General features: G+C 72.4%; 11 protein-coding genes. 2 read left to right on the forward strand and 9 right to left on the reverse strand.

Translation table 11 applies throughout. The features are described 5' to 3' along the window. The 4 genes from ACFU99_RS15585 to ACFU99_RS15600 all read right to left on the reverse strand — a co-directional run. A partial coding sequence (locus ACFU99_RS15585) for an ABC transporter permease subunit (protein ID WP_384391408.1) occupies positions 1 to 455 on the reverse strand: 455 nt, incomplete at its 3' end. Beyond that, on the reverse strand, positions 452 to 1,096 hold the full coding sequence (locus ACFU99_RS15590; RefSeq protein WP_384391410.1) for an amino acid ABC transporter permease: 645 nt from the start codon (positions 1,094 to 1,096) through the stop codon (positions 452 to 454). The genes ACFU99_RS15590 and ACFU99_RS15585, both read right to left, overlap by 4 nt. 13 nt (positions 1,097 to 1,109) lie before the next feature. Continuing rightward, positions 1,110 to 2,054 (reverse strand): glutamate ABC transporter substrate-binding protein, encoded by a 945-nt coding sequence (locus tag ACFU99_RS15595; protein ID WP_384391413.1) that lies wholly within the window; start codon positions 2,052 to 2,054, stop codon positions 1,110 to 1,112. Positions 2,055 to 2,068: 14 nt separating this feature from the next. Beyond that, positions 2,069 to 2,812, reverse strand: a complete 744-nt coding sequence (locus ACFU99_RS15600) for an amino acid ABC transporter ATP-binding protein (RefSeq protein WP_384391416.1) — start codon at positions 2,810 to 2,812, stop codon at positions 2,069 to 2,071. Between the two features lie 180 nt (positions 2,813 to 2,992). Here ACFU99_RS15600 and ACFU99_RS15605 point away from each other — a divergent pair, with 180 nt between their 5' ends. Then, positions 2,993 to 3,811: a GntR family transcriptional regulator gene (locus ACFU99_RS15605; protein WP_384391419.1), complete on the forward strand. Its 819-nt coding sequence runs from the start codon at positions 2,993 to 2,995 to the stop codon at positions 3,809 to 3,811. A 124-nt stretch (positions 3,812 to 3,935) separates the two neighbouring features. On the opposite strand, the gene ACFU99_RS15610 is transcribed toward ACFU99_RS15605, so the two are convergent. Continuing rightward, entirely contained in the window at positions 3,936 to 4,376 is a 441-nt protein-coding gene (locus ACFU99_RS15610; RefSeq protein WP_384391422.1) for a DUF6278 family protein, read from the reverse strand. A 250-nt stretch (positions 4,377 to 4,626) separates the two neighbouring features. Here ACFU99_RS15610 and ACFU99_RS15615 point away from each other — a divergent pair, with 250 nt between their 5' ends. Beyond that, the gene (locus tag ACFU99_RS15615) at positions 4,627 to 6,447 is read left to right on the forward strand and encodes an SGNH/GDSL hydrolase family protein (protein ID WP_384391425.1); all 1,821 of its coding nucleotides are present in this window, start codon (positions 4,627 to 4,629) and stop codon (positions 6,445 to 6,447) included. Between the two features lie 43 nt (positions 6,448 to 6,490). On the opposite strand, the gene ACFU99_RS15620 is transcribed toward ACFU99_RS15615, so the two are convergent. The 4 genes from ACFU99_RS15620 to ACFU99_RS15635 form a co-directional block, all read right to left on the reverse strand. Next, entirely contained in the window at positions 6,491 to 7,270 is a 780-nt protein-coding gene (locus ACFU99_RS15620; RefSeq protein WP_384391428.1) for an exodeoxyribonuclease III, read from the reverse strand. 94 nt (positions 7,271 to 7,364) lie between these two features. Next, positions 7,365 to 8,009, reverse strand: coding sequence for an MBL fold metallo-hydrolase (locus tag ACFU99_RS15625; protein ID WP_384391431.1), 645 nt, complete (start codon positions 8,007 to 8,009; stop codon positions 7,365 to 7,367). 13 nt (positions 8,010 to 8,022) lie between these two features. Further along, a complete protein-coding gene (pcaC, locus tag ACFU99_RS15630; protein WP_384391433.1) occupies positions 8,023 to 9,342 on the reverse strand; it encodes a 4-carboxymuconolactone decarboxylase in 1,320 nt (439 codons plus the stop codon). A gap of 68 nt (positions 9,343 to 9,410) precedes the next feature. Next, positions 9,411 to 9,909 (reverse strand): hypothetical protein (locus ACFU99_RS15635; RefSeq protein ID WP_384391436.1); only part of this gene is annotated, 499 nt, incomplete at its 5' end.

Consider the following 9,909-nt stretch of genomic DNA (forward strand, 5'->3'; position numbering starts at 1 on the left):
GTACGGAACACCTCGGCGAGCACCGAGCCGTTGTACAGCGTCAGCCCGGTGACCAGGGCGGGCAGCGGCTGGACCTTGAGCGCCACGAAGACGAAGAAGATCATCACCAGCACGGGCATGGCCCGGAAGAATTCGACCAGCAGCGTCGCCGCCCAGCGCACCGGCCGGTGCTCCGAGAGCCGCCCCGCCGCGAGCACGGCGGCGAGCGCCAGGGCGAGCACGGCGGAGTACGCGAACGCCTTGAGCGTGTTGCCGAGTCCGCGCAGCAGCATTTCCTGGATGCCCTGGTAGACGAACGGCGTCCACTTGCGGGAGGTGAACTGCTCGGTGTCGAAGAGGAGATAGAGGACCCAGCCGAGCAGGGCGAGGATCGCGGCGGTGGCGAGCAGCCCGTAGACGCGGTGGCGGCGCCGGGTGCGGGGGCCCGGCACGTCGTACAGCACGGTGTCGCTCATCGGGCCACTCCCCAGCGCTTCTCCAGCACGTTGAAGACCGCGCTGATGGTCAGGGTCACGATCAGATAGCCGACGGCGATCCAGACGAAGGTCCAGATGATGCTGTAGCCCAGCTCGTTGAGGGTCTTGTACGTGCCGAGGAGCTCGGTGACGCTGAACGATCCGGCGATCGCCGAGTTCTTGGCGAGGGCGATCAGCGTCGAGCCGATCGGCGGGATGACGGACCGGAACGCCTGCGGCAGCACCACGCCGCCGAGGGTCTGCCCGAAGGTCATGCCGAGGCTGCGGGCCGCCTCGCCCTGCCCGACGGGCACGGTGTTGATGCCGGAGCGGACCGCCTCGCAGATGAAGGCGGAGGTGTAGCAGCCGAGCGCGAGGACGGCGAAGAGCTGGAAGGGCAGGACGAGCCCGAACCTCGGCAGCCCCAGCAGGACCGCGAAGAACAGCAGTGTCAGGGGGGTGTTGCGCAGTACGGCCACCCATACGGTTCCGAACGCGCGCAGCGAGCCGACCGGCGCGACGCGGAAGGAGGCCATCACGAAGCCGAGCACGAGCGAGAGGAGCCCGGCGTAGACGGTGAGTTCGACGGTGCCGAGCAGGCCCTTGCCGTACAGGGAGAAGTTTTCGGTGAGTACGTCCATGGCGGTCCTTGCCTCAGCTCGCCGGGTAGCGGTCGACGGCGGGCGGCTTCGGGGCGGGAACCCCGGACAGGCCGAGGGTCGCCTCGTACGCCTTCTTCCAGTCGCCGTTCTTCTCGTGCGCCTCGACGGCGTCGTCGAGCGCGAGGCGCAGCGCGGTGTCGCCGCGCGGAACGCCGATGCCGTACGGCTCCTTCGAGAAGGGCCGGCCCGCGAGCTTCAGCTCGTCGGGCACCTTGGCCGCGTAGCCCATCAGGATGCTGTCGTCGGTGGTGACGGCGTCCACCTGGTAGGTGAGCAGGTTGTCGACGCAGATCGAGTACGTGTCGTAGGCGACGGCGACAGCCTTGGGATAGTCGGCCTGGAGGCGCTGGAGCGGTGTGGAGCCCGCGGCGGAGCAGACCTTCTTGCCGTCGAGGTCGCGGGGGCCGTGGATGTCCTTCTCGTCGGTCCGTACGAGCAGCCCCTGGCCGGCCATGTAGTACGGGCCGGCGAACCCGACCTGCTTCTTGCGCAGGGCGTTCACGGTGTAGGTGCCGACGTAGTAGTCGATCTGGCCGTTCTGGAGCGCGGTCTCGCGGTTGGCGGAGGCGATGGTCTTGAACCGGATCGTCTTCGGGTCGAGGCCGAGGGAGGCGGACATCATCTTGGCGATCTCGATGTCGAAGCCGGAGTAGCGGCCGCTGGCGGGGTCCTTCTCGCCCAGGTAGGGCTGGTCCTCCTTGGCGCCGACGACGAGGTGGCCGCGGGCGCGGGCGCGCTTCCAGGTGGTGGAGCCGGGCAGCCGGAAGCCGTCGGCCACCCGGTAGACGGGCAGGGCACTGGCCGGCGGGCCCTTGACGGGCGGGCTGCCGGACTTGCCGCAGGCCGCGGCGGACAGGGCGAGGCCGGCGAGGGCGAGGGCCGCCGCGATTCGGTGGGCGAGGCCGTACAGGACCGCTGGGCGGGAAGCCGGTGTCATCTCTGCTCCCCCGCTCAGTGCTTGAGGATCTTGGACAGGAAGTCCTTGGCGCGGTCGCTCTCCGGCGCGGTGAAGAACTCCTCCGGCGCGCGGTCCTCGACGATGCTCCCGTCGGCCATGAACACGACCCGGTTGGCGGCGGAGCGGGCGAACCCCATCTCGTGGGTGACGACGACCATCGTCATGCCGTCGCGGGCGAGTTGCCGCATGACCTCCAGCACCTCGTTGATCATCTCCGGGTCGAGCGCGGAGGTCGGCTCGTCGAAGAGCAGCGCCTTGGGGTCCATCGCGAGCGCGCGGGCGATGGCGACGCGCTGCTGCTGTCCGCCGGAGAGCTGGGCCGGGTACTTGTCGGCGTGGGCGGCGAGCCCGACGCGGTCCAGCAGTTCGCGCGAGCGCCGGTCGGCCGCTTCCTTCTTGCGTCCCCTGACCTTGATCTGGGCCAGGGAGACGTTCGCCAGCACGCTCTTGTGGGCGAAGAGGTTGAAGGACTGGAAGACCATGCCGACCTCGGCGCGGAGCCGCGCGAGGCTCTTGCCCTCCTCGGGCAGCGGCTTCCCGTCGAGGAGGATCGTGCCGGACTCGACGGGCTCCAGGCGGTTGACGGTCCGGCACAGGGTCGACTTGCCGGAGCCGGAGGGGCCGATGACGACCACCACCTCCCCCCGGCCGACGGTGAGGTTGATGTCCCGCAGGACGTGCAACGAGCCGAAGTGCTTGTTCACATCACGCAGCTCGATCAATGGATCGACGGCCATACCCAGCTCTACCCACTCTCAACCGTGTCGCGGTCACCGCAAACTATCCATCCGAATACGGGACTTCCCGGACGACACGCACACGGCGGGGATTAACCGACTTTTTGCCGACAGGACCTAGGTACGCAGAGCGGGCCTGGGTACCTAGCCTGAGGGGCACTTCGTGCGAAAGGACCCCAGGTGTGTGACCTCAGGCCCGTCTACCAGCGCATCGCCGACGACCTCCGGCAGCGGATCGACGAAGGCTCCCTGAACGTCGGCGACCGCATCCCCTCCCGCTCCGAGCTCAAGCGCGCGTACGACGCGAGCGACCAGACCGTGGACCGCGCGGTGCGGGTGCTCAAGGCCGCCGGGTACGCGGAAGGGCAGTTCGGGCGCGGGGTGTTCGTCAGCGACCGGGCGCCGCTCGGCGCGCTGCTGCGCTCCACCGGAGCCGTCGACTCCCCCTTCGCCACGGTGATCCGGGGGTACGACCCGGAGCGCGAGCGCGACGCCGACGGGTGCTCGCCGCTCGGCCGGGCCGCCGTCGGCAGCAGCGCCGCGGACACCGCGCTGACCTGGGAGGCCACCTCCGCCGAGATGGCCGCGCCGGACCGGATCGCCGTGCGGCTGGGGCTGGCGCCGGACACCGGGGTGATCTGCACCCAGTACGAGTACCTCGCCAACCGGCGCCCCGTGCAGCTCGCCACCAGCTGGGAGCCGCTGTCGGTCACGGAGGGCACGGACGTCGCGCATCCGGAGCGCGGCCCGTACGCCCGGCGCGGGGTGCGCGGGCGGCTGGCCGCCATCGGCATCCGGGTCGTACGGGCGCAGGACCTGGTCGGGTCGCGGCCGGCCACGAGCCGGGAGGCGGAGACGCTGGGCTGCGCGGTCGGGCAGTGCGTGACGGTCGTCGAGCGCACCCACTTCGACTCCGACGACCGGGCCGTGGAGACCGCCGACATCGTGGTGCGGGCGGACCGGTGGCGGCTGGAGTACTCGATTCCGTTCGTCAGCTAGCGGGCTTGGACGGCTGGTCGGCTCGACGGTTCGTCGGTGGCGGGGCGGCTTGACGGCGGCGGGTCGGTCGTCGGCGGATCGGTCGTCGGCGGCTTCGGCCCCGGCCCGGCCGCGCGGGCGCCCGTCAGCTCTCCGCGATCTCCGCGTACAGCTGGGACAGCTCCGGCGCGCCGTCGGCCGCCCACCCCTGGCCCGCCTCGACCACGTCGATCTCCCGGCCGTTGCCGAGCAGGACGACGGGCTGGCCGTCGGGCCGGATGTGCCAGCCCGCGCCCGCGACCGTGCGGACGACGACCGTGCCCAGATACAGCCCGGCGTCGTTGCCGAGCCACGGCAGCAGCTCGGGGTCCTCGCGCCAGCGCGGCTGGAGCTGGTCCAGCGCCGCGAGGGAGGCGGCCGAGTCGTCCAGCTCCACCCCCGCCGACTCGGCCTGGGCGCGCAGCAGTTCACACTCCGAGAGCAGTTCGGCGACGCCTTCCGGATCCATGTCGAGCGCCTCGGCCGGCGTCATCGCGCTCCCCGGTCCGTGCCGCTTGCGCCAGTTGTCCAAGAAGGGAATGTTCATACCGCACAGGTTCCCACCCGCACGGACGGCCTCACCACAGGCGCGCGGCACACCCTCTTGGCCCATTGGGCCTCCTTGACGTCGCCTGGGCGTCTCTTTACCTTCATCCCGCCATAGCAGGGTCCGCCACCGGGGCCCCTCAAGCGCCCTTTCTCCACACAGCGGCTCCACGCACAGCTTCATGGACCGGCGCGCACGGACCGCTGCGCGCGCCGACGGGACACGGGAGGCAGCACACATGCTCGTACACATGTTCCGCACGGCGCGCGGCGGGGACGGCCGGCACAGACCCGCGACCGGGCTCACGGCCGGGCTGCTCGCGACGGGCGTCGCGCTGGCCCTCGCCGTCCCGGCCGCGCCCGCCCTCGCCGCACAACGCCCCGCCGAGCCGCTCCCGTTGGAGCGGCTCTTCGACAATACGGCCGTCAGCGACGACACCCGGCCGGGCGCGGCGGACTTCGACGGCGACGGCGATTCGCTCTCCGCCCAGGACCTGGCCGCCGCGGGCTGGACGCCGGGGCGCGCCCTCGGCTTCGACGGGGCCCGGCTGCGGCTGCCGCGGTCCGCCGCCGGGACTCCGGACAATGTGCGCGCCGACGGGCAGCGGGTGCGGCTGACCGGGCGCGGCGACGCCGTCTCCTTCCTCGTCGCCGGTACGGGCGGCACGACGTCGGGCAGCGGCACGGTGCGCTACCGGGACGGCTCGCACGGTACGTACACGCTGGCCGCGCCGGACTGGCGGACCGGCCCCCTCGCGACGAAGGCGGTGGCGCTGCCGCACCTCAACTCCCCGGACGGGCAGCGCGCCGAGAAGACCCGGCTGTTCGTGGTGGCCGTGCCGGTGGCGCGCGGCCGGGAGATCGCGTCCGTGGTGCTGCCGGAGGCGGCCGGTCTGCACGTCTTCGCGGCGGCGGTACGGGCCGAGCCCGAGGGGTGGACGGGGAGCTGGGCGGCGTCCGCGTCCGGGTACACCGCGGTCGGGCCGTGGCGGGACCGGACGCTGCGGCTCGTCGTGCACACGAGCGCGGGCGGGCCGCGGGCCCGGATCCGGCTGGCCAACACCTTCGCGGGGCGGCCGCTGGCGATCGGGCACGCGAGCGTGGCGCTCCGGGCGAGCGGCGCGGAGGCGGCCGGGCGGCCCGTGCCGCTGCGGTTCGGCGGCCGGGCGGGCATCGAAGTCCCGGCGGGGGCCGAGCAGTTCAGCGACCCGGTGGGGTTCCACGTGCCCGCGGGGGCCGATCTTCTGGTGAGCGTGCACCTGCCGGGGACGGTGAGCGCGCTGCCGACCCACACCCTGGCCCTCCAGCACTCCTATCTGAGCGCCGACGGCAGCGGGGACCGTACGGGCGAGCGCGGCGGAGGCTCGTACGGCGAGTCGCTCACCACCTGGCCGCTGCTGACCGGCGTGGACGTCGGGGGCGGGCCGGGGTCGGTGGTGGCGCTGGGCGACTCGATCACCGACGGCGCGAACTCGACGCCCGACGCCAACCGGCGCTGGCCCGATCTGCTGTGGAACCGGCTCGCCGCGCAGCACGCGGTGCCCCGGCTGGGCGTGCTCAACGAGTCCATTTCCGGGAACCGTGTGGTGACCGACCGCTATCCGGGGGACGGCGTCTCCACGATCGCGAGCGGGGTGAGCGCGCAGCACCGGCTGGACCGCGATGTGCTGGGCCAGACCTCGGCCCGTACGGTCCTCGTCTTCGAGGGCGTCAACGACGTGCGCGCGGGCACCCCCGCCGAGGAGGTCGTCGCGGGGCTGCGGGCCGTCAGGGCGCGGGCGCACGCGCGGGGGCTGCGCGTGGTGATGGCCACGATCGCGCCGTGCGCGGGCGAGACGTACTGCCCGCCCGCGGCGAACACGAAGCGCGAGCAGGTCAACGCCTTCATCCGCTCGGGCGAGGGCCGCTTCGACGCCGTGCTGGACTTCGACGCCGTGATCCGCGACCCGGACCGGCCCGAGCGGATGCTGCCCGCCTACGACAGCGGCGACCATCTGCACCCCAACGACGCGGGGATGCGGGCGCTCGCCGATGCCGTCGAGCTGCGCGACCTGGTGGGGCGAGCGGGGTGAGGCGTCCCATGGCTCACAGGTCCGGGTGTTACAGGTCCAGGGCTCACAGATCCAGGTCGACGACGACGGGGGCATGGTCCGAGGCGCCCTTGCCCTTGCGCTCCTCCCGGTCGACGTAGGAGTCGGAGACGGCCTTGGCGAAGCCTCCGTTGCCGTAGACGAGGTCGATGCGCATGCCCTTGTTCTTCGGGAAGCCGAGGGCGCGGTAGTCCCAGTAGGTGTACGGGCGGTCGTACTTGAGCGGGCGGGGCACCACGTCGGACAGACCGGTGGTGCGCAGGGCGGCGAGCGCGTCGCGCTCCGCGGGGGTGACGTGGGTCGCGCCCTCGAAGAGGGCCCGGTCCCAGACGTCGTCGTCGGTGGGCGCGACGTTGAAGTCGCCGAGGACGGCGAAGGGCCGCTCCCCCGCGGCGTCGTCGGCGACGGCCGCCTTCAGCGCCTCGAACCAGCGGAGCTTGTACGCGTAGTGCGCGTGGTCGACCTCGCGGCCGTTGGGCACGTACACCGACCAGACGCGGGCGGGGCCGCAGGTGGCCGAGACGGCGCGGGGCTCCTGCGCGCCCTCGTACTCCGGGCCGCCGGGCAGTCCGACGACCACGTCGTCGAGGCCGACCCTGGACAGCAGGGCCACGCCGTTCCACCGGCCGGTCGCGTTGACGGCGGCCTCGTAGCCGAGCTCGCGCAGCGCGTCGAAGGGGAACTGCTCCTCGGCGCACTTGGTCTCCTGGACGCACAGCACATCGGTGCCGCTGCTCTCCAGCCAGGCCAGCAGCCGGGGCAGCCGGGCGGTGATCGAGTTGACGTTCCATGTGGCGATGCGCATGTCCGTAAACCTACCGCCCGGGTCCGACAGTCACCGTCCGGCGGTGCCGGTCCAGGCCGCCGCCCAGGTCACGGCCGGGCCCTTCCCGCTCGCGTCACAGCCCGACGCTCTGGCCCGGGTCGAGCCGGAGGTGGTCCGCCCCGGCGACGCCGGGCCCGTCCGGGCCGAGCATCCGGTCGTACACGGGCCGGGCGAGGCCGGTGAGCAGCGCGTCGTGGACGTCGAGGGCGCGCCGCGGCCCGACCTCGCGGACGTAGTCGATGATCTCGCCGACCTTGTTCCACGGGGCCATCACCGGGATCAGCAGGGTGTCGACGCGCTGTCCGGGGAGGGTCAGCGCGTCGCCGGGGTGGAAGACGGAGCCGTCCACGAGATAGCCGACGTTGGTGATGCGCGGGATGTCGGGGTGGATGACGGCGTGCAGCTGGCCGTGGACCTGGACGTCGAAGCCGGCGGCGGTGAAGGCGTCGCCCTCGCCGACGGTGTGGACGCGGCCCGGGAAGGCCGCGGAGACCTGGTCGGCGACGCTGCGCAGCGTCCAGATCTCGGCGGCCGGGTTGGCGTCCAGGGCGGCCCGGAGCCGGCCCTCGTCGAAGTGGTCCGGGTGTTCGTGGGTGACCAGCACGGCGTCCGCGCCGACGGCCGCGTCCTGCTCGCTGAAGCCGCCGGGGTCGATGACGAGGGTCCGGCCGTCCTTCTCCAGCCGGACGCAGGCGTGGCTGTGCTTGGTGAGGTTCATGCTCCCCATCCTGCTACGCGTGCGGGCTGGTCTCCTCACGGATCACGCGCTGCGCCACGGCGAACGCGGAATTGGCGGTCGGCACCCCGCAGTACACGGCGGTCTGGAGCAGCACTTCCTTGATCTCTTCCGGGGTGAGGCCGTTGCGGAGCGCGGCGCGGGTGTGGAAGGCCAGCTCGTCGAGGTGGCCGCGGGCGGCCAGCGCGGTGAGGGTGATCACGCTGCGGGTGTGCCGGTCGAGTCCGGGGCGGCTCCATACCTCGCCCCAGGCGTAGCGGGTGATGAAGTCCTGGAAGTCGCCGGTGAAGTCGTCCTTGGCCGCTTCGGCGCGGTCCACGTGGGCGTCGCCGAGCACTTCGCGCCGTACCTTCATGCCGGCTTCGTACGCCTCGGCGGCGGGGCCGCCGGTCGCGACGGGCTGTTCGACGGAGGCGATGGCGGCGACGGGTCCGCTGGGCACGGCGGGTGCCGTGGTGGGCGGCGGCGGGGGCGTGAGCTGCGGCTTGGGCGCGGGCGGGGTGATGGCGTGGGGGCCGGTCTGTTCGTAGCCGCTCTGCCAGGAGGTGGTGAAGTGCCGGACCAGCAGGTCGGTGACGGCGGCGGGCTGCTCGACGGGGGCGAGGTGCGAGGTGCCGGGGACCAGGGCGAGCCTGGCGTCGGGTATCCCGGCGACCAGGACACGGGCGTCGGCGGGCGGGCTGACCTGGTCCTCCGCGCCGACGAGCACGAGGGTGGGCACGCCGACGCGGCCGAGTTCGGCGCGGACGTCGAAGGAGGCCAGGGCCTCGCAGGCGGCGATGTAGCAGCCGGGGTCGGTGGTGCGGACCATCTGGACGGCCCATTCCACGATCGCGGGCTGGGCCGCGGCGAAGCCGGGGGTGAACCAGCGCTCGGGCGAGGAGCGGGCGATCGGGTCGAGTCCGTTCGTCCGGACGACGACGCCGCGCTGCCGCCAGGCGTCGGCGGTGCCGAACCGGGCGGAGGAGGCGACGAGGGCGAGCGAGGCGAGGCGGTGCGGGTGGCGCAGGGCGAGGTCGGCGCCGACGGCCCCGCCGATCGAGCAGCCGACGTAGCCGAATCTGTCGACGCCCAGCTGGTCGAGGGTGACCAGCAGCCGGTCGGTGAGGTCCCCGATGGCGGTGGCGGGGTGCGCGGGCGCGCCGCCGTGGCCGGGCAGGTCGAACCGGATCACGCGCCAGTGCCGCGTCAGCTCCGGGATCTGCCGATCCCACATATGCCAGGTCGTTCCGAGGGAGGGGCCCATGATCAGGACCGGGGCCTGCTCCGGTCCGTCGCACCGGTACTGCAAGGCTTCGGTCGTCGTCTCGCTCACGCTCCGCACGCTCTCATCTCTCACAATCTGTCACAACAGCCGGGCCGCTTCGCCCGCCCCGGACCGGTTCACGGTGTGCTGGTCGAGACCGTGAAGACTCTCGGGTGATCCGGGTCGTCCAGGTTGGCCGTGATCTGGAGGGTCGGAAGCGGCTTCTTCTGGGTGTGGACGGTGCCACTCCACTTGTGGTTCCCGCCGAACTTCCAGCCGACCTCGTCCGCCTGGTCGTCGTCGATGGTGACCTCGCCCTCCTTGAGCTCGCCCGGCGCGCTGCCGACCTTCTTCAGGAACGTCTCGAACCCCTCGGCGGAGGTCGTGAACTGGAGGTAGAGCGAGCTGTGCTTCCAGGAGTTGGTCTCGTAGCTGGCCACGTCCGCGGAGTACGGGGGGATCCACACGCCGTACACGCGGCGCTGGAGCCGGGAGGGCCAGCCCTCCTCCAGGCCCTTCTTGGCCGCCTGCTCCTGCTTGGCGTCGCCGCCGCCGCGGCTCTGCATCGCGGAGATGTAGAGGTAGCCGGCCGGGATCGTGATCAGCAAGAAGACGATGAGGGGCTTGAGCCAGCGG

It is taken from the genome of Streptomyces sp. NPDC057654 (genome assembly GCF_042800135.1).
GTDB lineage: Bacteria > Actinomycetota > Actinomycetes > Streptomycetales > Streptomycetaceae > Streptomyces.